This is a genomic window from Arthrobacter crusticola (genome assembly GCF_004357995.1).
In the GTDB taxonomy this organism is placed as follows: Bacteria; Actinomycetota; Actinomycetes; order Actinomycetales; family Micrococcaceae; genus Arthrobacter_D; species Arthrobacter_D crusticola.
Genome location: NZ_SMTK01000001.1, coordinates 200,285 through 223,913 on the forward strand (window position 1 = coordinate 200,285; position 23,629 = coordinate 223,913).

The following is a 23,629-nucleotide window of genomic DNA, read 5'->3' on the forward strand; positions in this document are numbered from 1 at the left end:
CCGTACGATCAGTTGAAGGAATGACCTTGAAATACGAAGACGAGCGGCGCGAAGTACCACCGGTGGATATGGCTCGCCGTGCCCAGTTTGCCGCCGATATCGACAGGTTCATTCAAGAGTTCGACACACTGGCGAAAAAGGAAAGAACGGCCGAGTCGAAGCTGGCGGCAATTTCCAAGGAGTTTTCCGCAAGCCGATCCCGGGCGGAGCGCCTGCGGCGGGAGGCCGATGACCTACGCCGGGAGAGGGATTCCCTCAAAAGGATGCTTGCAGCCCTGCGGGGCTCGTGGCGTTACCGGATCGGAACGGCAGCAACCGCTCCGGCCAGGACCGCGGCCGAAGCGCGGGGAGCGCTGTCGGAATACTTCAGGTCCTTGCGTCCGGGAACCGAGCTTGGGCACCCCGTCGGAGGTCAGCGGGCGCTCCTTCCCCATATTGCCCAGTCAGGCGTGGGGGCCCAAGCGAGGAAGAAGGGGGCCGACGAACGCCGGCAGGACTTGCTGGCGTTGGTGAAGGCGGACCCCTCCAAAGCGAACGTCCTTGCCCTAATTTCGCACTGTTACTTCGTGCTTGGAGAGGTCTTGGCGCCGGCATCGCTCATCGCTGACCATTCCGGTGTCCTAGTTGAGCTCGCTCCGAAGGAAATTCAGCTTCTAGACGCTGTAAAGGGACAATCCGCCCTCCTTGCACGGCCGGTCCTGTTGCCTCCCCGACAGCCGAACGCCGGATACCAGACGGAACGTGGACGCCTCATGTACTGCGCCCACAGCGTGTCCCCATACAACTCCAATGGATACTCCACAAGAACCGCAGGACTCATCGGGGGATTGAAAAACGCTGGCGCGAATCTTGTCGTTGCCGCACGACCGGGATACCCGTGGGATGTCAAGACGGACAAGCCTCCGTCCTCGCCCCGCAGCTATGAAGAAACTCTGGACGGAGTTCCCCACTTTTTTACTGCTGGACCAACCTGGACCCAGAGCCGTCTCGACCAATACGTTCAGGAAGCCGCTGACCAGTATGTTCAGCTCGCCACCCGGAACCGCGTTGAGAGGATCCACGCTGCCTCCAACCATGTGACGGCGCTGCCGGCGCTTATCGCTGCTCGCCGTCTGGGCCTGCCGTTCACCTACGAAGTACGTGGGCTTTGGGAGATCACTGAGTCATCAACCAAGCCACGGTGGGAACATTCCGAGCGATTCAAGCTGGCGAAGACGCTAGAGACCTTGGTGGCATCCGAAGCCGACGCAGTGTTGGCGATTACCCGGCAGGTCAAGGAGGAGTTAGTACGGCGCGGTGTGCGGCCCGAGTTGATTACGATTCTGCCGAATGCGGTGGACACTGATGAATTCACTGAAATGCCGCCGCACGCGACCACCCTCGCCGAGCTGGGCCTCGCCCCCGGGCGGACCGTTATCGGTTACGCAGGAAGCCTCGTGGAGTACGAGGGGCTCGAAACATTGCTTTCGGCTGTCCGTCTGCTGCAGGACCGTGGAACTAGAACGAGCACTGTCATCGTGGGCGACGGCCCGGCGCTGCCTCAGCTCAAGGCCACAGCAGACCGGCTTGGCATCGCCGATGCGGTGGTGTTCACCGGCCGGGTGCCGGCCGCCGATGTCCCGCGCTACGTCAGTGTTTTCGACATCATGCCGTGTCCCCGTCTCCCGCTGCCGGTCACCGAGATGGTTCCGCCGCTCAAACCCCTCGAAGCCATGGCCGCGGCCAAGGCCGTGGTGCTCTCGGACCTCCCGCCTCTTCGTGACCTTGCGGGGACCGACGGCGAGCGTGCCCGGCTCTTTGAGGCCGGCAACCCGGAGCAGCTTGCCGATGTCCTCGAAGAACTGGCCAATGATCCCGATCAGCGTCGCGTCCTGGGACGTCGAGCCCGCCTTTGGGCGCTGCGGGAACGCACTTGGGACAAGGTCGGCTCGTCTGCCTTTGCCTCGGTCACCCAAGTCCGGATTGATCCACTCGTTGATGGTGCCGAGCTGAAGCACTTGACCCTTGGGGTTATCGCTGATGAATTTACACGCACAGGGCTCGTCCCCGACATCAATCTGCTGGCGTTGGAGCCGGCCCAGTGGAAGGAACAACTCGAGTCAACGCCCATTGACGCCCTCTTCGTCGAATCGGCGTGGGAGGGCAACAACGGCCTCTGGAAGGGCAAAGTCGGTTACTACGATGACGAGTCGTTTGCCGACCTTTCAGCGCTCGTGAGCCACTGCCGTAAGCTTTCGATACCCACCATCTTCTGGAACAAGGAAGACCCGGTGCACACTAACCGGTTCCTGCGTACTGCTCAGGAGTTCGACCATGTTTTCACAAGCGACGACGGGTCCATCCCGGCCTACCTCAAATCGGCGGGACCGTTCCTCAAGTCCGTCGCCTCGCTGCCCTTCTACGCCCAACCAGTTCTCCATAACCCTCTCGCCAGGGACCGTGAATACACCCATACCGTGTGCTACGCCGGCTCCTACTATGGCGATCGTTACAAGAAGCGCTCGGACGAGCTCAACCGGCTCTTGACAGCGGCCTTGCCGTCCGGTCTCACGATTTACGACCGGCAGCATGCCAACCCGGACAGTCCGTACCGGTTCCCCGCCGGCTTGGCCCGCTATGTAGAGGGCGGGCTCACCTACCCGGAAATGATTGAGGCATACAAGGCGCATCCGGTACACGTTAATGTGAACTCGGTCGAGAATTCAGGGACGATGTTTTCCCGGCGCGTATTCGAGATCGCCGCAAGCGGAAACGCCGTCGTGAGCGGACCAGGCCGGGGAGTCGAGCAGCTTTTCGACGGCGCAATCCCCGTTGTTGCCGACCCACGGGGCGCTCGAGTGCTGGTCGACTACTGGATGACCAACGAGGCCGCGAGGATCGCCGACGCCTGGGTGGCGACGCGGGCAGTGCTCCGCTCCCACACCGCGGCCCACCGCCTTGCCTATGTGCTGCGCGCAGCGGGGCTCAGCCTTCAGGCGCCTCGGCTCGAAAAGTACGCCCTCGTGGTCCCCGAGCTGACCCCTGCAATCCTCAGGCGGATCACCGACCAAAGCGAGCGGCCCTCGGTGGTGCTCGTTGAAAGGGGCATCGGCACCGTCCGAGAAGCTGGAGTTGGGCATGCGGGCTTTCGGATCGAAGCCTTCACTCCTGACAAGGTGGAGCACCTCCCCCCGGCCGGTATATCACTCCTGGGCCACCTCCCGGAGGGCGTCATCGATCGCACGTACTATGAGGATCTACTGCATTCGCGCAAGTACAGCCGCTGGAGCGCAGCGGGCTACTCTAGGGAGGCAATCGAGGTCCCGGGAAGGGGGCTGGCTTATCTGGACGACGGCGGGGACACCTCCCTGTCCCCGGACCTCATCGACCTCAACGCTTTACCTGCCGCGCCCCGCGTTGTGCTGCAGCGGGAAATCCAATCCCACAGCGTGCACCGGCAATGGGCCACTTCGGCCGCGGTGTTGGAGCCGCTGAGCATTTTGGTGGCCGGTCACGACCTGAAGTTCGCAACGGGAATCGTGGAGGAACTCGAGGGGAGCGGGCACCGGGTCCTGCTTGACCAGTGGAAGGGACACTCCCAGCACGATGAGGAGGAAAGCCTCCGGAAGCTGAACGAGGCCGACGTCGTCTTTTGTGAATGGACACTTGGCAATGCCGTCTGGTTCTCCCGGAATAAACTCCCCGGGCAGAGACTGGTGTGCAGGGTGCACCTGCAGGAGATTCACACCCCGTACCTGAACCAACTCGATCTGGAGGCGGTCGACCAGTTCATCTTCGTGGGGCAGCACATCGCTGACATCGCACAACGGGACTTCGGGGTGCCGCGGGAGAAGTCTCTCGTGATCCCGAACTACGTGGATGTGGACGGGCTGTACCGGCGGAAGTCGGCCGACGCCCGGTGGAACCTGGGCTTCGTCGGCATGGTCCCGCAGCGGAAGCGGATCGATCTGGCACTGGACGTCCTACGCGACCTGCGCTCGAACGACGACCGCTTCTTGTTGTTCATCAAGGGAAAACAGCCCGAGGAGTACCCCTGGATGGCCCAGCGGGAGGACGAGCTTGCGTACTTCAATGCACAGTACCGCCGGATCGAGGAGGACCCCCTGCTGGCGGGCGCAGTCATCTTCGATCCACAGGGCAGCGACATGCCCTCGTGGTACAGCAAGATCGGAACCGTGCTGTCCGTGAGCGATTTCGAGTCATTCCATCTCACCCTGGCGGACGGGGCCGCGTCCGGCGCGTGGCCGGCCTCCCTGGCCTGGGCAGGAGCAGACCGGATCTACCCGGGGGAGTGGCTGCATGCCGATACTTCAAGCCTCACTGCGCGCGTGCTCGAGGTGACGTCCTCTCCTGAGTTGTGGGCCGACGCCGGAGAACAAGCCCGCCGCTATGCAAGGGAGCGCTTCGACAGCAAGCATGTGTTGGCGCAGCTTACCGGGGTCATCACCGGGCGGCGAAACCTGCCGTCAGACCTTCCGTAAACCGACCCAGCGGGTCGTGAAGGCGGTCGGCTCGGTTCCGTCGGGTGCCTGAAGGTACACTCGGATGCGGTACCTGCCGGGCGCGAGGTCTTCGAAGACCACCACCTGGCGGTCGGCATAACCGCGCTTGGCAACGACTTCCGCGTCGAGGTAAAGGCGGTACGCGAGACGGGTGCCAGCGGGTGCGTATACCTTGAGCCGCACACTGCCCGGGCTTTTGCCCGGACTGATAATGTAGGGCAGCGCTTCCTCACCCTTTCCACTGACGAACTGCTCGAGGTTGGCTGCGAGGAAAAACCGGAAAACCGATCCAATATCGGCGTGGGAGAGGTCAGGGAGAACTGTCACCGCCGGCCGTGGAAGGCCTTTTGACGCCATATCGTCCAGTAGGGGTTCAACATGACCCCGCAGGTGGTGGTCATTCGCTCCTACCAAAATGGAAGTGCGCGGGATACTGCCGGCGGTGAGCGCGGCCCGCTGGACAATCCCGTTGAGGTGTTCGATGTCCTGTTCCGAAGTTCCGCCGGCCATGAACTGCAGGATGTTCGGATGCGGACCGGCGACGAAGGTGCCGATGCGGGTCTGCGGCGCACCGACAATGATGCGACCGAAGGGCAGGGTCATCCCATGGATTAGGGCGGCTGTGCCTCCCTTGGATGAACCGACCGCGACGAGCTTGGATGCTTCGATGCCGTGCTTGTTAGCAATGCCCAGGATCAGGGCCTGAACCGAGCGGTAGATCGTCTCGGAGCGGTGGTCGGAATGGTAGTAGGCGCCTTGGTCGCCGAAGTCATCGAGGATGTAGAGGGCGCTGATGTCGACTTCATCGACTGTTGCCTTGTAGTTGTACGTGAAGTCGCCCGGCTGGTGGATGGCGCTGAAAACCACAGCCAGGTGCTCCCTGCCCCGAGCACTGGCTCCAGGTCTGAAAAGGTAATTCACGGGCACTTCACCGCTGTGGCGCGACCAGGCGGGATCCGCAGGGGAGAGACGTTCGGTATAGCTGAAGTCACTGAGCCGGATCTTGGTCCGGACCCGTGTGTTCTGCCCATTGAACGAGACCGTCACAACCTTGGCGGGAACCGCCTGGCCGAACTTTGGGAACCGCCAACCGAGTGGGCGCGGTTTTTCGACTCCCTCGCGGAGGGCGAGCGTGACGGGAACATCCGCATCGACCATCAAGTCCATAACTTTCAAACCGTCGCGGAACAGTTCGAACCCCTGGCCGTGCAGCACCACCGAGACCTCGGTGCCCAGGTTCCACAAGAGCTGGTAGGAATGTTGACTAGTACTAATGATCTCGTCGGTCAGATCGAAGAGGGGCTTTCCGTTCGCCTCCCGCACCTCCACGGTGCGCTCGTGGACGACGTCGTCGTACCGCCCGTTCGTCCCCACGACAGTGAAGCCGTCAGCGCGCTCCTCAACGGCACGGAGGGAAACTCGATCCGCGCGTCCATCGGTCCTCGGCAGGCTCGTGCCGTCCACCACTAGGCTGTTATGGGCGAACTGCGAGTAGGCGTACTTGGAGAACGGGTCCTTGTAGTCGTAGCTGTAGGGCCCGGACTCGCTCAGCAAGTCGATTCCCCCGCTGTGGAGGAAGAAGCTCAGGTCATCGGAGTGCTTGTGGTAATCGGCGTTGTAGGCCGCCGAGAAGAACGCGTAGGTCGCATCCGGGTCGCCCCAGGCACTCCGGTAGATGGCGTAGCCCGAATCGGGGAGGACTAGCGTCTTTTCTTGCGGTGGCTTGCCCCGAAGGCCCTGCGTTGTGGCATATAAAAACTCCGGGCCCGGGAAAACTCCTCTAGCTCCCGACTTCGCGATCTCATTCTGTTGGGTGTCGCTTATCGGTGGGTAGGTGCCGTTAGGCATGAGTGCATGGGTGGCATAACGCTCAGCACGGCGGATAAGATTGCTATAGAAGGCGGAATCGGTGTGCTCTGCGGCAACGGCTAAGTCCATTACATTCTTTGCCTGCCGGCTCACCATTAGATGATATGTGGGAGCGTTTTCCACATGGACACCGTCGGCGGTGAAACTTGCTTCAAAGTAGCGTCTGAGGCGCGACATGGCCAATGAGTAATATTCGGCATGATTCGAGTGCGGATTATCGGCGACGATTGACCAGTATAGAAGCGCTAGGTCTTGGAACATCCCGTGATTGTTACTTCCAGCATGAAATTCCTGACGTGCGAGAAGTGCTGCAGTAGAGGACATGAGCGGGGCCAAGACCTCTGCATCCTCGCGTGGCAGAACGGCTGCGATGGCAGGCCGAATAGCAATTAAACTGAGTAACCGTTGGGCCGTAGTTTCATCATGATATGCCATGTCCGATGCATGGGCCTGGTCGCCATGAAGCTTCGTCCATGTTTCCACGATTCCAACCGCCGCTCTCGCGGCGCGCACTTGGGTGGTGTCGTCGGCCAAGATAGTCTTCACCCAGTCACCGAAGAACAAGAAACCATGGTGGTATCGATCTCGGGCTCGACTGTCCGTTCCCTCCCAAACTGACCCAGCATCAAACGGGCAATCCCCAAAACCGGGCGAGGCGATAACCTCTTCATCTAAGAACCGCTGGGCGCGTGAACGCGCGGCTGGTGTTGAAGCCGTTGAAAGCTGCTCGTGCACCATCCGTTGTAAAGTCGACAGGCGACTAGGAGAAAACATCACGCTCCAGAATATGTCTGGTCAGCGTGGAAGACGAAAACGGAAGGACGTCTAGTCCTCAACTGAGGTCGTTCGAGTGACAGGCGCCACGGATAAGTATGGTCGTAGACAAGTCGTACTACGAGGTACGACTTCTTACTGTGCGGCGGGCATCCTCACCCCGAAGGCTTAAGTCACGGGGGGGGGGGGGGGGCGCGTGTCGCCGTCCGTGGTTCGCGCGTGTGTGGAACCCGCGTAAAATATCGAGAGATATACGATCCGGGGCAGCTCCCCGCAGAAAGCACTTAATAGAGAAGGACTGTCCCCGACATTGAGCATCGACGAAAATCTATACCTCCGGAAAGACCTGGAGCCGCAGTCTTTCCAAGGCTTGCTGGCTGAGCCGAAATGGAGTGGCACGTATAGCCTTCCGCCGGGTCCATTCGATGTATCAATCTACCTCGAAGCGCGTCAGAGGGCGTACGGAGCGAAGAGCGCAATAATGCTAGTCGAATTCATCAGTCCCGATGGTGAAAGCATTCCCGGACCCAGACCGTTGTATCGGGGCAAGCTCGGCGACTTCGTATATCTGGACGTTGACAAGTCGGGACAATACTCGTTCGCTCTTGAAGCGCCGCCTAGGTGTGTCGGGATAAGGTTCGGATTCGCGGCGTGGAAGTCCCTGCCGAAGGATATTCTCGTCCGAAACGAGATTCAGCTACGCCGCACTTCGCTTGCAGACCCAAAAAAAATTTCGTCCGACCCGAGCGGTGCACAGCCGTTTGATCCGGCTGTGATAACGGGGCGGGCAGCGGCGCAAGTCGACTCGGTCGACGTCTCCGGGGCCTTGCTCGAGGCCATCTATGGCGCTCACGGCTTCGAGGGTGACGGGCGGTCTAGGATGCACACCCGGGTGGCCGGGGTGCTGTCCGATCCGCTGCGTTCACAGCTCGCCGACTCCTTCACGGTTGACCCGTTGATGCCGTCCACTCTTCGTGCGTGGATTACAGCGCGTAAGCCAGACGTAGTCATAATCGACCAGGCGGCGCTGAGAAGCGGGCCGTGGGCTGGAGCGGAATCCACCCAAGGCGCGGCCCTGTATAGGGACATCCTGTGGTTACTCAAATGGGCGGATCGCTCCCAAACGCTCATCTACTTCCTGCAGACTCACAGGTCTCCAGATGTGCGTACACGAGAAATAGAAAAACTGGTCAGTTGGACCTTTCCCTCCGAAGTATTCGACGCCGGCGAGGCGGATCTTGAAGGAACGGAACTAACAAGGAAGTTGCAGAAATATGCTGCAGCCGCGCGAACTATGGAGGAAATAAATTGACTGTCGAGGCGTATCGAGGAGTTGAATCGACTAGCCGGGCAAAGCGCAGCATCTTGCTTTATGGTGACGTCGATTTGAACATCATCGATGGGTCAGCAATCTGGCTGGCTTCCATGGCTGAAGCGCTAAGCATGACGAATTCTTCGGTTACGGTTCTGCTGAAGGCCCAGGTCACTAACTCTCGCTTGTCAAAGAAGATTGAGGAACTCCCAGGGGTTACAGTCCTCAAACATTTCGAAGACATTAGTCGTCCCCATGACATCAAGCAGGCGCTCCATCCTCGACTGGCAGCGCAGATACTCGTGGGAATCGACGAGGCCAGCCCGTTCGATCTAATAATCGCTCGAGGCAGATCCATCGTCATACATCTGGCCAATAGCGGGAAGCTGAACGGCCGACTGTGGCCTTATATGACTGACATCCCCGACAAGGAAGGAGCTTGGAGTGATGAACTCCGAGCCCAACTTGCCCGCGTGATGGGAAGCTCGCGACGAGTGTTCGCGCAGACGGAGCAGTCGCGGGGGTATCTCGAATCGGCGATTCCCGCGGCTTCAGGCAAAGTCGTGCTGCTGCCGCCTATGATACCGGACGCGTTATTCGCGGGGGGTAAGGAAACCTCGAGGGTTGATAGTTCGGGTCCGTTGCGTCTGGTCTACTCGGGGAAGTTTGCACGGGACTGGCGAACGCTTGAGATGTGCGATGTTCCAGCCAAGCTCGCGGAACGTGGAGTCGAAACGTCGCTAACGTTGATTGGAGATAAGTTTCAAGACGATCCGAAAGATCCTAAATGGGCCCCAGCGATGCGGGCCGCCGCATCCGACTCCGCTGGCGTTAACTGGCTAGGGGGGCACGCCAGGGAACAAGCCCTAGAGATGGTTGCAGGTCATCACATCGGATTGAGCTGGAGAACTGCTGCGCTCGATGAGAGCCTTGAGTTGTCCACGAAACTCTTGGAATACGCAGCCCTGGGGGTCCCGCCTCTTATCAACCGGACCAAAGCTCATGAGGAGATTTTCGGGGAACAGTATCCGCTCTTCGTTGAGGATAATCTGCTTGAAGTCCTTGAATCTGTCTCGGCCGACCGCTCGCAGTTACTGGCGGCGGGCAAAGCCGCCCGTGAGGCGGTTCGAGAGTATTCCATCTCCCGGGCTGCTCAGCGCCTGGAGCAAAGCTTCGCAAGGTCCGAGCCGAATTACGCCACCACTGCCCGCTCTCAGACCGTGACCCGTGTCGTGCTGGCGGGACATGACCTCAAATTTGCAGGGGAGCTCATTGACGCGCTGGCGGCACGAGAAGATCTGGAGCTTCGGATTGACAAATGGAGCACCCTTCACACGCATGATGGCGCCACCTCGGAAGCATTGCTTGAGTGGGCCGATGTCGTTATTTGCGAATGGGCTGGACCGAACGCGGTTTATTACTCGCAGCGCGTGCGACCCGAGCAGAAACTCCTGGTGAGGTTGCATATGTTCGAGCTCAGCGGTCCGTGGTTGAAAGACATTGATTTCGATACTGTGGATACCGTGGTATGTGTTTCTGACCTTTACCGCGACGTCACAATAGAGCGAACGGGCTGCGCACCTAATAAGGTGGTTGTAATTGCAAATGGTATCGATGCGGCGGATCTCTCCCGGCCTAAGGTTGAGGGAAGCCGAAGTAGGATCGGTATTGTCGGAATCGTTCCGATTCGGAAACGACCGGACCGGGCCCTCGATCTCCTAGAAAGGTTGTCCGCAAAGAACCCTGATACGACCCTACATATTAAGGGTCGCATGCCCTGGGAGTATCCATGGGAGTGGAAGAAGGTTCCGCAGCGTGAATTGTATCGCGAGTTTTTCTCCCGAATTGGAAGCACGCCGGGTCTGAGGGACAAGGTGGTCTTCGAGCCTTTCGGTGCGGATATGGGCAACTGGTTGAGGAAAATAGGTTTCATATTGTCGCCAAGCTCTTCTGAAAGTTTTCATCTTGCTCCGGCGGAGGGAATGGCGTCAGGTGCGGTTCCGGTGTTTTGGAGGCGGCCAGGTGTGGAAGAGATTTTTGGAGAAGAGTTCGTCCATGAGTCAACAGATGCGGCTGCAGAGCATGTTTGGGCGCTCATGGACAACCCCTCCGCTTACGAACTAGCGAGCCAGTCGGCAAGAGAGTTCGCGCGCAGGTTTGATAGCCCAAATGTCGCGTCCAGTTGGTTGAGCCTCGTCCTCTCTGGTAGCGCTGGGCCTTCTGCCGAACACGTGGGCCGATTCGCCGTTACAGGTCAGTGAGACAATTGGGTGCCGGCGGACCTCAACGATGGACAATCGGCTTCAGCTCCGGTCTAGACGGATGGAACACGAATGAAGCGTTGGTGCAGGGTTCGCTCAAACTATTCACCCACCGACGGACCGAGCTCGACTGGAACGATATCCCGTGGTCTGGCGTCGGCAAGGGGGCGATAGACCACCCATCATGGCGGATGTGGCTGCATTCCCTTAAATGGGTGGACCAGTTGGTAGCTGGGTCCTTGCGCTCAGGCCCGGAGGGGGGATCTTCTTTCCGGGAGCTAGCTGTCAAGGTCGCTCAGTCGTGGATCGCATGGGATCAGTCACAGGGCGCGAAAACGCTTCCGGCCTGGGACGGTCATGCGAGCGGCCTGCGCCTCACCACGCTGGTGGGGCTGGCGGAGCTGGTCGACGAGCCCTGGATCCGCAACGCGGTTCGGGCTCATACCATTCATTGTCTGTCAGACGACTTCTTCGACGGACACTGGAACCACGGCGTTGTCCAATCTATCGGTGGCCTCGCCGGGGCGTTGCTGTTGAACCTCCCAGAGGAAATCAAACGGGCAAGGTCGCGCTTGATGGATAGTTTCTCGGTGATGATTGACAGTGAAGGGGCGGTCAATGAGCAAGCGACAGGATACGGGCGTTATGTGGCGCGACTACTCGAAACCGTTGTGAGTCTGTTCGATCAGAATGGATTTCAGGAGCACATACAGCTGCAAAAGTCACTGGCAAAACTCCGTCAGTTCATCTATCACTCCATCGAGCCCTCTGGAGACTACGTTCAACTAGGAGATAGTTACCCGAACGACGAGTCGTCGGGTGAGGGGAAACCTCGGTCCTGGTTTGATTCAGCCGATGACGCTGAGTTCCCGCCTGCAGCTCGGGTTAAGGTGTATCGCGAGGGATACGTCTTCGGTAGGAGCGGGTGGGGGGAAAGTCGTCCTTTTTCGGACGAGTCCTTTTATTCAGTCCGTTTTGGCCGTGGTCGGGTAATACATGGTCACAACGATCACATGAGTGTCACCTGGTACGACCATGGAAGAAATTTGATCATCGACTCAGGTCATTCTGGCTACGCCCCCGGTGTAGTGAGGGACCATTTACGGTCGCCTTCAGCGCATAACGTTCTGGAGATAGTCGGTCATCGCCACGATTGGTCGGTGGCGACAAGTCTCACATCCCACCAACAGCGCGAGCACTCCTCGTTTTATGAGTTCGAGGACTCGGCCTACGGCGTCAAGCGAACTCGCACTATGCTTGCCGTGGACAAAGGGCCCTTGATCTTCGTCGACCGGGCTGGACAGAACGGGCGGCAGTACCACTTTCGTCAGCTTTGGCACATCGCGCCCGAGTTTGAGCTTGCTGAATCGTCCCAAGACATGGTGCGTTTTTCCTCCGCGCGCGGTGATCTTGAATTGGTGTTGATTCGATTTCACGTGACGAGGGAAAACCTCCATGGACACAGCGGAATGAGTTATTGGAGGGGAAACTTGGAGCCCGTTCAAGGCATCGTCGCTCGCCGTGAGGGCGAGGCGTTGCCAGCGCCGTGCGTAGGGTTCGATGTGAAGGGAGAGCAGGTTTTTCTGCTGACAGCGGCGGTTGCAGTGCCCGCCGGAGAAGATCTTGGGTGGAGTCTTCGGAGCGACACAGACACGACATGCGTCCTGAGGATCCATGTAGGGCAAGATTCCTTCTCCATAGACGTCAATAGAATGACGGGTATGCTGTCGCTGCGATCGCGGCCAGGATTCCCTGCCGATTTGCAACGGAAATGGGACAAGCCTTAGAAGATTTTTGGGGTCGCAATGGATGGGTCGGCGTTTCAGAGAAGGACGAAGCAATTGCGCCCGGTCGTGGACAGAACTGGCTCTCGCCGATTGTCTCAATGCGGCTGGGGCGAGGAAGTGCCATGATCCCCTGCGGCAGTCGCCTCGAGTCGGGCGAGGGCTCAGCCGACCCAAATATTGATGGAGCAGGACGGACGGTGGCCCGGGGGTAGCAGTGTCCACAGTGGATGCTCGGCTACACATACCTGGTCCCCTGAGCTGAATGGGAGCGCTTGTGTGATCGCTTCAGCGTGTGCAGCGCGTTGAGGCAGCCCGGTGCGCGCTACCGGGAGCCACCTCCTCGTTGACCTATACGACCGCTGCGGGGACTTGCTGTGGGACTTCGAACTCACTGATCCGAACGCCGCATCCAAGCAGCTCTGCGATCGCATGCGTCGTTCGGTCGGCCGCCAGTCCGTCGCCGTACGGGTTAACGGCTTGTGCCATCGAGTCGAAGTGCTCCCGGTCATTTAGCAGGCGGTCCACCTCCTTGACGATACGGTCTTCATCGGTCCCTATGAGAAGCACGGTGCCAGCGAGCACCGCCTCGGGGCGCTCGGTGTTGTCGCGCATAACGAGCACCGGCTTCCCGAGACTTGGGGCTTCCTCTTGGACCCCGCCGGAGTCGGTGAGCACGAGGTGGGAGATCGACAGAAGCCGGGTGAACTCTCCGTAGGGTAATGGTTCGATGACCAATACGTTGGGCTTGCCTTCGAGGGCGGGCAACACGGCTTCACGGACGATGGGATTCTTGTGCGCGGGCAAAACAATCGTCACGCCAGGTTCTGCGTCGGCGATGCGGGCCAGAGCCCGACCGACGCCCTGCATGGCGTTGCCTTGATTCTCCCGGCGGTGCGTCGTCACGAGGAGGACACGGTGGCCCGAGGCGGCAAGATTCTCCAGCCGGGGATCCGAGAATGCCACCTCCTTTTGGGCGGTTTCAAGCAGGGCATCGATCACGGTGTTGCCGGTAACCACAATGTCCTCCTCCGCAATGTTTTCCGCGAGCAGGTTCGCCTTGCTCGTTGAGGTTGGAGCCAGGTGGAGGCTTGCGATTTGGGAGGTGAGCTTGCGGTTCGCCTCCTCCGGGAAGGGGGAAAGGGGATTGCCTGACCGCAGGCCTGCTTCGACATGGACCACCGGGATGCCGTGGTAGAACGCGGCGATGGCCGCGGCGGTGGAAGTCGTTGTGTCGCCCTGCACAATCACAGCGTCAGGTTTGTCAGTCTTGAAAAGCCGGTCCAGCCCGTCGATGGTCCGGGTCATGATTGCACTCAGCGACTGACCCGGCTTAAGGATATTTAGGTCGTGATCGGGAACAATCCCGAAAAGGTCGTTCACTTGGTCCAGCATCGCCCGATGCTGTCCGGTAACCGTCACGACGCAGGCAAACTGGTCGGATTCCTTGAGGGCGGCGACGATGGGTGCCATCTTAATGGCTTCGGGCCTGGTCCCGTAGATGGGCATGATGGTGGGCAAGCGGATCCCCTGACTGCTTAGAAGTTGCGGGATAAGACTATCCCACCAGAACCAGCGCAAGGATCAAACCCGGAACCACAAGAGAAACGAAAGTAACAACAGCGGCAGCAACAAGTTTTTTAACTTTGAGCCGCTGAGCCGATTTCAGCGGGGTCAGACGCGCTTGTGGTGTCCGTCGCTCGGCGTTTCGCCGGCGCTGAGGCATGGAGGCCCTTGTCCTCGAACGCCGCATATGCCGAGCCGCAGGCAGGAATGAATGCCCTGATTCTTCGTTCGTCATGACTACGCCTCTTTCGCGCCGACACTACCGTCCTGATCGACGGCATGGTGCGGTCGTACGGCCCGCTGCAGGCGCCTAATTGCTCGCGTCAACGCCTTGGGATTCGGCATAAACTATATCGCCTTGTAACGAAGGTACATACACTGGGTGCAACTCCAATAAATCCACTTTGGGGTGCCGGCGCTGGGGTCGGCTGAAGCTGGGGGTTTGTATCGTGTCTCGGAATTTTCGTTTGGGCCCCGTCGTCGTGGCCATTGGCTTGTTGTGCACCGGCCTCCCCGCCATTGTGGTCCCGCCCGCGGTGGCCCAGGTGCAGGTGAACTCTGTCATCGCTGGGACACTGAGCGAGCAGCGGGCCGTTCTGCGCTCCAGGATTACGGCGGCCAAAGCTCACTATGTGGAGTCACGCAACTTCATTTCGCTTCTGCCACGGGCCAATGGTTTGATTGTGAAAGATGCGATTGCCGCCGGAACCATCTCGCTCCAGAAAGCGGCAGATCTCGTTACTGCCGCGAACACCCAGACAGCTATGACGGCCGCTACGGTCGCGGTTGACAACGAGAAGCTTCGCGCCAGCACCGTTCTCGTCAGCGCGCGCCAGCTCAAGACGCTGTACGACCTCCGTGCCGTTCAGCAATCGGTTGCAAAGAATGCCCTTGTGGGGTCGCTGAACGGCTCGGTTACCCAGGCGGCTTATCAGTCCGCCAAGACGCGCGCTGCAGCCTTCACCACGCTCCTTGCCGCGGATTCCGCGAACCAGCTGGCAGTGATTGGAAAAGTCGCTAGGCCCCACACTCTCAAGTCGCCCGCGTGGAAAACCGCTTTGGAAACGGGATCTGCCACCATTCCTTCGGCCGCAGGGTGGGTTGGGTTCCCCGGAGGATGCGCGTTGCCCGCGGCAAGCTCCACTTTTGCCCCGAAGCTTCCAGCCGCAGGGCCCGGCGTTATCACTAACGGGGCAATGGTAGCGGCAACGAATGCACGAGGGGCCACGGACTCTATGCTGGCACCCATCCACCAACAGATGCTCCGGTCCGCTTCTGCGCAGGCAACCGAAGTCCTCACCCTTGATCAACTGCGGGCAGGCTACGCGCCCCGGGTCGCCAGACTGGGATACGGCTGGCTGCAGGCGAACAATGCTCAGGCGGGCGCAGCACTGAGATCCGATGCAAAAAAGGTTATTGAGGGTGGACCGGAGTCCATGAGCACGCTCAACTCCTCCCATCTCCTGCTGGCTGCGGGAACTGCGGCCGACTGGTCCTCGGCCACGGGCCTCGAGGAGTCGGTATTGATCCGCTGGATCGGTCCCCATACCTGCCTGCATGCCGACAAGGAGAACTTCGTCGACGCAGCCACAAATATCGCTGCAATCCACAACACCGCGACCTTCGTGGCCTCGGCTGTCTTTTTGGAAAAGTCACCCGTGCAGGCAGCAGCTCTTGCACGTGAGTCCCTCGTATCCATTCAGCCGGCGCTGCGGATGATTACCACCGACGGAGGTACACAGGAGGGGCCGGGGTACTGGACCTATCAGAGCCGGGCCCTGGCCACCCTCTACTCGACCCTTCCCAATGCCTACGCCACCCCGCCTATGGCCATGCCGTCCCCGGCGAAGATGTCCAACTACGTCTTGAACAGCACCGGGCCCGATAATCTCCCCGTACCCTTCGCCGACGCTGATCCGAACCCCCTTAGTCCGCTGATGCCGGCGTGGGACGCGTACGCACGCAAGGCCCCAGCAGTCGCTGCGTGGGTCGCCAGGGAACTGAAGGCAAAACCCGACGCACACCTCATGTGGTGGTGGACCCCGTCGACGTCCGTCCCTGCGAAGGTCTCGAGCCTGTATCCACAGACAGGCCTCGCTGCACTTCATCTGCCCGGCGGAACAGCCACCCTCAAGGGGGGGGACAACGCCGCCAACCACGCGCACCTTGACCTGGGCAGTGTCTCCTTCTACCGGCGCGGTGTGCAGTGGTCGGTAGACCCGGGAGGGGAAAAGGGCAGTCCGCCGGGTTACTACAGTGAGCCCACCCGCTGGAACTACTGGAAGACCAAAACCGCTTCCCACTCCACGTTGATGATCGGGGCGAATAACCAGCCGCGCAGCGCAAAGGCGGCGACAACGCTGGTCAACGCGACCACCGCATCCGTCAACCTGGTCGGTGCCCTTCCGGGGACGACGTCGGCCTCCAGAACCGTCGTCCACGGCAGCACCAGCATGGCGATCAAGGACGTTGTTCGTTCGGATTCCGCCCTGCCCCTGACCTGGCAGTGGGTGACGGATGCCGCGGTGAGCATCAACCCGGACACCAAACGGGTGGTCCTGAGGAAAAACGGCCAGACCGCCTACATTCGCTTCGAGGGAGTTCCGGCGGGTGCGGTGCTCACTGCCGCACCGGCTCCGGAAACGTCAAGTACTGGGGCCGTGCTGACAGTGGTGAAGCTGTCGATGCCGAACGTCACCAGCCTGAACCTCACCTCGATCGTCTGGTAGAGACTGCGGGAACGTCACCGTCACCCATTACGGTGGAACAGTGCCACTTACAGTCCGAGACCTGAGCGAATCAGCGCTGCTTGAGCGCATCTTCCCGCGCCTCGCACGGGCGGAAGCAGCGGTGGTCGGCCGCGGCGATGACGCGGCCGTGCTCGCCGCCCCCGACGGACGCACAGTGATCTCCATCGACACTTTGGTCCAGGACAAGGACTTTCGGCTGCTGCGCGAAAACGGCTTCGCGACGACCGGGTACGACGTCGGCTGGAAATGCGCCGCCCAGAACCTCAGCGACATCAACGCCATGGGCGCCCGGGCCACGTCCCTGCTCGTCAGCCTCACCCTGCCCGGCGAAACTCCGGTGGAGTGGGTCGAGGCCCTCGCCGACGGCCTCACCGATGCGATTGAGCAGCTTGGGGCCACGGGCTGCGGCGTGATCGGCGGCGACCTGGGCGGCGGCACCGAAATCGTGGTGACGGCAGCGGTGACCGGCACACTGGAGGGCCGCGCCCCGGTCCTGCGCTCGGGCGCCCGACCCGGCGACGTCGTCGCGCTCGCGGGGACCGCAGGCCGGGCCGCCGCCGGCCTTGCCCTGCTTGAATCGGGAACCGACATCGAAGACCTTGGCGAGGAGGAGCTCGGCCTCATCGCTACCCAGTGCCGCCCCGAGCCGCCCCTGGAGGCCGGACCCGAGGCCGCGCGGGCGGGTGCCCGCGCCATGCTCGACATTTCCGACGGTCTCATCCGCGACGCCGGCCGGATCGCCACGGCCAGTTCCGTCGCCATCGACTTCGACCCGGAGGCGCTGAGTGAGCTCGCCAGGCCCCTCCGGACAGCGGGGCGCCTGCTCGGAAAAAGTCCCCTGGAGTGGGTGCTTGGGGGAGGCGAGGATCACGGCCTGCTCGCGGTCTTCGGCCCGGAAATTACGCTTCCTCCCCGTTTTACTGCGGTAGGCTCGGTATCGGCAGGGACGCCCCGTGTGACGGTTGGGTCGCAGGCTCCGGCTTCGATCGGATGGGATCACTTTGCACACTAAGATCACCGCGAACGCGACAGCGATGAAGCGATGGTTAAGCAACGCCGAAGAGTCCCTCGGCAATCACAGCGACCGTCTCAACGCCATCAACATCTTCCCGGTCGCAGACGGCGACACCGGCACCAACCTGTACCTCACCGTGTGCGCTGCCGCCCGGGCGGTGCACGACGCCGAGACCACAGACCTGGGCGAGCTGCTGGCCATTGCAGGCCGGGCCGCCATGGAGGATGCCCGGGGCAACTCGGGGACCCTCATCGCCGTCTTCCTCAGTGCCATCGCCGAGCCGCTGAAGGGAACCACCCGGCTCACCTCCCGCCTCCTCGCCGCCGCGATGCACCGTGCGCAGATCCGCAGCTGGTCCGCCCTGAGCGACCCCGTACCCGGCACGATGCTCTCCGTGCTGGAGGCCGCGGCCCATGGTGCGGCCAAGACGGCAGGCGAGCATGAGACCGACGAGAGCAACCATGCGCTCGCCCTGACCCTGCAGGCCGCCGTCGAGTGCGCACTCGCAGCCGTGGTCGATACCGAAAGCCAGCTCGGAGCCCTCACCGAGGCGCGCGTGGTCGACGCCGGAGGGGTGGGCTTCCTGCTCATCCTCGACGCCCTGCGCGCCGCGTCCCTGGGCGAGGAACTGCAGGACGAACTGCTCGATGGACTCCACGGCTACAACATCCAGGCACCCCACATCCACCGCGGAGCGGACACTGACGGGGTGGAAATCATGTTCACGATGAACCTCAGCCCGCTCGACGCCGCCACGCTCCGGCTGCACCTCGACGAGCTGGGCGACTCCGTCATCATGAGCGCCGTCACCGAGGTCGAGGAGGGCTACCGTTGGCGCGTCCATGTGCACGTCGTCGATCCCGAGCCCGCCCTCAAGCTGATCCACGAGGCCGGGACCCCCGACAACATATCGCTCACCCAGCTCTCATCGTCGGAAGACGACGCCGCCGGAGCGCCGGTCCTTGAGGGCCATGGACAGTAGGTTGCAGGCGGAACTCGATGTTCCGCTGGATCGTCGCCTTGGGTCGCTGGCCAAGCTGCTGGCGAAGCACCTCAACCTCTTCACGGTGGGCCAGCTGCTCAACCACTTCCCGCGCAATTACCTGAAGCGCGGCGAACTCACCCCCATCGCCGACGTGCCCGTCGACGAGGAAGTCACCCTCATCGCGAGGGTCCAGTCGGCCAACTCCCGCAGGATGCACACCCGGAAGGGCATGCTGCTCGAGGTCGTCATCACGGATGACGCCGACGGCCGGCTCGGCGGCATGAATCTCACCTACTTCAACGGGTACAAGGCCGAGAAGGACCTGCGGCCCGGCGTCCGCGCCATGTTCTCGGGCAAGGTGACGGTGTACCGCAGCAAGCTTTCCCTCACCAATCCCCGCTACGTCCTGCTCGAGGACGACGACGACCCGGACTACATCAACAAGCCCATCCCGGTCTATCCCGCCGCCGAGAAGGTCAGCAGCGAACGGATCGCGCTTGCGGTGGGCACCATCCTCGACACCTTCGACAGCGAACAGCTCAACGATCCGATCCCCGAGGCCGTCGCCCGCAGGGAAAAGCTGATGACCCTGCCCCAGGCGTATGAGCTGATCCACCGGCCCACCGTCATAGAGGAGGCCTACCGCGCCCAGCACCGCTTCCGCTACCAGGAGGCGTTCGTGCTCCAGTCGGCCCTGGTGCGCCGCCGGGCCCTCACCGCCCGCGAGGAGGCGACCAGCAGGCCGCCGCAGGCGGGCGGCCTGCTTGATCAGTTCGATGCCCGCCTTCCGTTCACCCTCACCCGGGGCCAGCGGGAGGTGGGGGACACCCTCGCCGCGGAACTGGCGCGGGACCATCCGATGAACCGGCTCCTTCAGGGCGAGGTCGGTTCCGGCAAGACCCTCGTTGCGCTTCGGGCCATGCTCCAGGTCATCGACGCCGGGGGCCAGGCGGCGCTGCTGGCACCCACCGAGGTCCTCGCCGCGCAGCACTACCAGTCGATCACCCGGACGTTGGGCCCCCTCGCCGAGGGCGGGATGCTCGGCGGCGCCTCCGACGGCACCCGGGTGGCGCTGCTTACCGGATCCCTTCCCACCGCGCAGCGGCGTCGTGCACTGCTCGAGGCCGCCTCGGGGGAGGCGGGCATCATCATCGGCACCCACGCGCTCCTTTCGGAGAACGTGCAGTTCTTCGACCTTGGCCTGATCGTCGTCGATGAGCAGCACCGCTTCGGCGTGGAGCAGCGCGATTCCCTTCGCTCCAAGGCCTCCGCCTCACCCCACGTCCTCGTCATGACGGCCACGCCGATTCCCCGCACCGTCGCCATGACCGTCTTTGGGGACCTCGAGGTGTCGACACTCTCCGAGCTGCCCGCCGGCAGGTCTCCCATCACCACCCACGAGGTGGGCCTCGCGGAGCACCCTGCGTGGATCGACCGGATCTGGTCACGCGCCCGTGAGGAGATCGACGCCGGGCGGCAGGTCTACGTCGTGTGCTCGAAGATCGGGGACACCGCGGGCCAGGAGGACGATCCCACAGCATTGGAGCTGTACCAGCCGTCGGGCGCGGCGGCTCCGCCGTCGGACCTCACCAGCGTCACCGAACTCTTCGAGTCGCTCCAGGAGGCACCCCAGCTGCGCGGGGTCTCGATCGGGATGCTCCACGGGCGCATGGACCCGGCCGACAAGGCCGACATCATGGGCCGCTTCAACGACGGCGCCCTGCAGCTGCTGGTCGCCACCACCGTCATCGAAGTGGGCGTCGACGTGCCGAACGCGACCCTTATGGTCATCATGGACGCCGACCGATTCGGCATCTCCCAACTCCACCAGCTGCGTGGGCGGGTGGGCCGTGGCGGCCACGCGGGAACCTGCCTGCTGGTCACCCGGCTCGAGCCCGACCACCCGAGCAGGGAGCGCCTCGCCGCTGTCGCCTCGACAACGGACGGGTTCGAACTCTCGCAGAAGGACCTCGAACTCCGGCGCGAGGGCAATATCCTCGGCGCCTCCCAGTCCGGCGGCCACTCCGCGCTGCGGTTCCTGAAGGTGATCCAGCATGCCGCCCTGATCGAAAAGGCCCGCGCGGACGCGCAGGACGTCGTGCTCGCCGATCCGGACCTGACGGAGTACCCCGGGCTCGCCCTCGCCATCGAGCTGTACCTCAACCCGGAAAAGGAAGCCTTCCTGGAACGCGGTTAGAGTGAAAGCATGACGCGCATCATCGCCGGAGCCGCCGGCGGCTCAACCCTCACCAGCGTGCCGGGAACCGGGACCCGGCCCACCACGGACCGGGTCAAGGAAGCCCTGTTCTCGCGGCTTGAGGCGTACAACGCCATCCACGGTGCCCACGTGCTCGACCTCTTCGCGGGGTCGGGCTCCCTCGGCGTCGAAAGCGCGAGCAGGGGAGCGGCCACCGTGGATCTCGTGGAGTCCGCGGAAAAGCCCGCCGCGGTGGCGCAGCGGAACGCGGACCTGGTCAACCGTGTCCTGGGGTGGACCGCCGCCCGGGTGCACCGGACAAAGGTGGAAACCTACCTCGACCGGGCCGCGGAGGACCTCAGCTGGGATCTGGTATTCCTCGATCCGCCGTATCCGCTCCAGGACGCCCCGCTGGGGGCCATCCTCACTTCGCTCGTGCCGCACCTTTCGCAGGGCGCCGTCGTCGTGCTGGAACGCTCCGCCCGCTCCCCGGAACCGCAGTGGCCGGAGGGCCTGGAGCGGTTCGCTGAGAAGAAGTACGGCGAAACACGCCTCTGGTTCGCGGAACCGGCCTGAGTTAGAGGCGCCTCCTGCAGCACCTTCCGGTGCTGCAGGAAGCGGGTCCGGGCTTTGACGCCGGCGCGCCTACGGCGTCCTGCGGTCCTCCGTCAGCCGGCGGGTGCGCAGGAGCGCGGTTCCTCCGGCTGCCAGACCGAGCAGACCGGCGCCCAGCCCGACCCAGCCGGCGGCCGAGCCCGCCGAGGACCCGGCCGGGTCGGCCGAGGCCGCAGGCTCGAGCTCATCGTCACCCGATGCGCCGCCGGCTCCGGCAGAGTGCGCAGCACCATGCCCGGACCCTTCCTCGGCGGCCGTCGTGGTGAAGGCCGGGGCGGGACTCTCGGGCTCCTCCTCCCCTTCGGCGGTCGGCTCGTCCCAGGCCCGGATGGAGCCGTCGGTGTAGTGCTGCGTCGCGGGAAGGTTCACGACGGTCCCCGCCTCCGGAAGCTGCCCGACGGAGATGGAGAAGGTCTGGTATTCGTTCTGGGAGATCTCCGCCCCCTCTTCCGCGGTCCAGACGACGGAAAGCGGTGCCTCGGTGAGGGTGACGCCGTCCTCGGCCGTGACCGGCTCGGGAAGCTCACCCCGCACCACTTCGGCCGTCCAGCCCTCGAGCGGCTTCACCCGGACCGCAGTGAACGGGGTCTCGGCCGGAAGCGATACCTCGACCTTGTTGGTTCCGGCGGTTTCGGACTCGTTGGGAACGCTGAAGGTCAGCTGGGAGTACCCGCCTTCAGTGGTGTTGGTTGGCGCCACCGACACGTGGGCCAGTGCCGCACCCGCACCGAGGGCCATCAGGCCGGCGGTGGCCGTACCGGTGCAGAGTGCGCGCGTGAAAAAGGTAGAAGTTGTCATGATGTGCCTTTCGGGAGCCGGATGTCTGTCCGGCGGGGATGGAGGACGCTCGGGGCGCCGCGGCTCCAACCGCTCTTCAGGCAGGCAGGAGGGGCAGCGCGGCCGCCGCCGGGGGCCCTCGCAGCGGCGGCACCGACGCATCGCGGCGGCGCAGGCGCGGCACTGGCTGCGCGCAGACACTCCCGCGTGTGAGCGGGGGGACGACGGCGGACGCCTCGAGCATGCCGGCCAGCGGGCGCAGCCAGGCAGCCAGGAGGTCGAGTGCCGCCTCACCCTTTGAGATCAGGAGGGCAAGGATCACCGCCGCAACGGCGTGTGCCACCAGCATCAGAGTGCCGCCGGGCTCCGCCGACTCCGTCAGCTGCCCGGTCAGCGGCTGACAATCCACCGCTGCCGGTGCGTGGTGCTGCGCCGCCGATGCGCCCGCGCAGGCCGAACCGCCCGTCAGGGCGGTGAGTGCCGTATGCAGTGCCAGTTCGCCCGCGAGCAGCACACCGGCCAGCGCGGGGAAGGACAGGGGGCGTCCCGAGACGGACGTGACGGCCGCCAGGACAAGGGCGGCGAGCAGGAGGAGGATGGCGGGTTCGGGCAGGGTGCCTCCGCCGATCAGGTGGGAGGAGGTGCTCAACAACAGGATGAGCGATGCGACAACGGAGGAGCGAAGGAAGCGGAACCCGGCGGGTGTGCTCACTTTCCTCCTCCTTTGCTCGGACTGTCTGCTCGTTCTGCCTGGCCGTGCCACCTGCGGATGGGTTCTGACCTGTCGCCGGCCCGTGTGTGCGCCGGCTCTTAAGGGTCGGGCGGAGTGGAGACGGACCGCCGACCCTGCCTCTTCATCTTAAAGGCGCGCTCTCCGTCCCCTGACAAGGTCGATCTGTATTCGCGGTGGTCGGGCCCTGGGATGGGACCGCGGAGGATATTCGGAGGAAAAGAGGTCAGCAGAGGCGGGACCGACGGCGGAGGGAGGCGCCGGCGGAAGCGAGGTATCAGCGGCTGTGGAAGAACTGGAGTCGTCGGCTGAGAAGGAACCGGCGGGCGGCGCCGGCGGAAGCGAGGTACCAGCGGCTCTGGAAGGGCCGGTGAGGGGCGTCGCGGGCTGCTGGAGGACCGGGGGGACCTGAGAGGTGATGGGGCCGCGGGTGGATTACGCCGCTGAGCGGGGCCGGGCCTTGCTGCGGCTGAAGGGGCTGCGACGAAATGG

At 62.7% G+C, this 23,629-nt stretch carries 13 protein-coding genes; 9 read left to right on the forward strand and 4 right to left on the reverse strand.

Annotated features, from left to right (window positions below):
- Nucleotides 1-20: 20 nt before the first annotated feature.
- Nucleotides 21-4,481, forward strand: coding sequence for a glycosyltransferase (locus E2F48_RS00920; protein ID WP_133402156.1), 4,461 nt, complete (start codon nucleotides 21-23; stop codon nucleotides 4,479-4,481).
- Here the strand turns inward: E2F48_RS00920 and E2F48_RS00925 are convergent.
- A complete protein-coding gene (locus E2F48_RS00925) occupies nucleotides 4,467-7,109 on the reverse strand; it encodes a heparinase II/III family protein (RefSeq protein WP_165968659.1) in 2,643 nt (880 codons plus the stop codon). The genes E2F48_RS00920 and E2F48_RS00925 overlap by 15 nt on opposite strands.
- 346 nt (nucleotides 7,110-7,455) lie before the next feature.
- On the opposite strand from E2F48_RS00925, the gene E2F48_RS00930 reads away from it, so the two are divergent.
- The 3 genes from E2F48_RS00930 (at nucleotide 7,456) to E2F48_RS00940 (ending at nucleotide 12,505) form a co-directional block, all read left to right on the forward strand.
- Nucleotides 7,456-8,457: a hypothetical protein gene (locus tag E2F48_RS00930; protein WP_133402158.1), complete on the forward strand. Its 1,002-nt coding sequence runs from the start codon at nucleotides 7,456-7,458 to the stop codon at nucleotides 8,455-8,457.
- Nucleotides 8,454-10,718, forward strand: a complete 2,265-nt coding sequence (locus E2F48_RS00935) for a glycosyltransferase (protein ID WP_133402159.1) — start codon at nucleotides 8,454-8,456, stop codon at nucleotides 10,716-10,718. Before E2F48_RS00930 ends, E2F48_RS00935 begins: the two co-directional genes overlap by 4 nt.
- 83 nt (nucleotides 10,719-10,801) lie before the next feature.
- Complete coding sequence (locus E2F48_RS00940; protein ID WP_133402160.1) at nucleotides 10,802-12,505, forward strand: heparinase II/III domain-containing protein; 1,704 nt, start codon at nucleotides 10,802-10,804, stop codon at nucleotides 12,503-12,505.
- A 348-nt stretch (nucleotides 12,506-12,853) separates the two neighbouring features.
- Here E2F48_RS00940 and wecB read toward each other — a convergent pair whose 3' ends face one another.
- Complete coding sequence (gene wecB / locus E2F48_RS00945) at nucleotides 12,854-14,023, reverse strand: non-hydrolyzing UDP-N-acetylglucosamine 2-epimerase (RefSeq protein ID WP_133402161.1); 1,170 nt, start codon at nucleotides 14,021-14,023, stop codon at nucleotides 12,854-12,856.
- Nucleotides 14,024-15,504: 1,481 nt separating this feature from the next.
- On the opposite strand from wecB, the gene E2F48_RS17225 reads away from it, so the two are divergent.
- Genes E2F48_RS17225 through rsmD form a run of 5 tightly spaced genes read left to right on the forward strand, consistent with a single transcriptional unit; the run spans nucleotide 15,505 to nucleotide 21,591 of the window.
- Nucleotides 15,505-16,797 (forward strand): heparinase II/III domain-containing protein, encoded by a 1,293-nt coding sequence (locus E2F48_RS17225; RefSeq protein ID WP_165968660.1) that lies wholly within the window; start codon nucleotides 15,505-15,507, stop codon nucleotides 16,795-16,797.
- Nucleotides 16,798-16,837: 40 nt separating this feature from the next.
- Entirely contained in the window at nucleotides 16,838-17,830 is a 993-nt protein-coding gene (locus E2F48_RS00955; RefSeq protein WP_133402163.1) for a thiamine-phosphate kinase, read from the forward strand.
- A 22-nt stretch (nucleotides 17,831-17,852) separates the two neighbouring features.
- A complete protein-coding gene (locus E2F48_RS00960) occupies nucleotides 17,853-18,815 on the forward strand; it encodes a DAK2 domain-containing protein (protein WP_133402164.1) in 963 nt (320 codons plus the stop codon).
- Nucleotides 18,805-21,015 carry an ATP-dependent DNA helicase RecG gene (locus E2F48_RS00965; RefSeq protein ID WP_246018459.1) on the forward strand — a complete coding sequence of 737 codons (2,211 nt, stop codon included), beginning with the start codon at nucleotides 18,805-18,807 and terminating at the stop codon, nucleotides 21,013-21,015. Before E2F48_RS00960 ends, E2F48_RS00965 begins: the two co-directional genes overlap by 11 nt.
- A 9-nt stretch (nucleotides 21,016-21,024) precedes the next feature.
- On the forward strand, nucleotides 21,025-21,591 hold the full coding sequence (gene rsmD, locus E2F48_RS00970) for a 16S rRNA (guanine(966)-N(2))-methyltransferase RsmD (protein WP_133402165.1): 567 nt from the start codon (nucleotides 21,025-21,027) through the stop codon (nucleotides 21,589-21,591).
- Nucleotides 21,592-21,660: 69 nt separating this feature from the next.
- Here rsmD and E2F48_RS00975 read toward each other — a convergent pair whose 3' ends face one another.
- Both E2F48_RS00975 and E2F48_RS00980 read right to left on the reverse strand, forming a co-directional pair.
- Nucleotides 21,661-22,428 (reverse strand): YcnI family copper-binding membrane protein, encoded by a 768-nt coding sequence (locus E2F48_RS00975; protein WP_133402166.1) that lies wholly within the window; start codon nucleotides 22,426-22,428, stop codon nucleotides 21,661-21,663.
- Nucleotides 22,429-22,504: 76 nt separating this feature from the next.
- Nucleotides 22,505-23,119, reverse strand: coding sequence for a hypothetical protein (locus E2F48_RS00980; RefSeq protein WP_133402167.1), 615 nt, complete (start codon nucleotides 23,117-23,119; stop codon nucleotides 22,505-22,507).
- Between the last annotated feature and the right edge of the window lie 510 nt (nucleotides 23,120-23,629).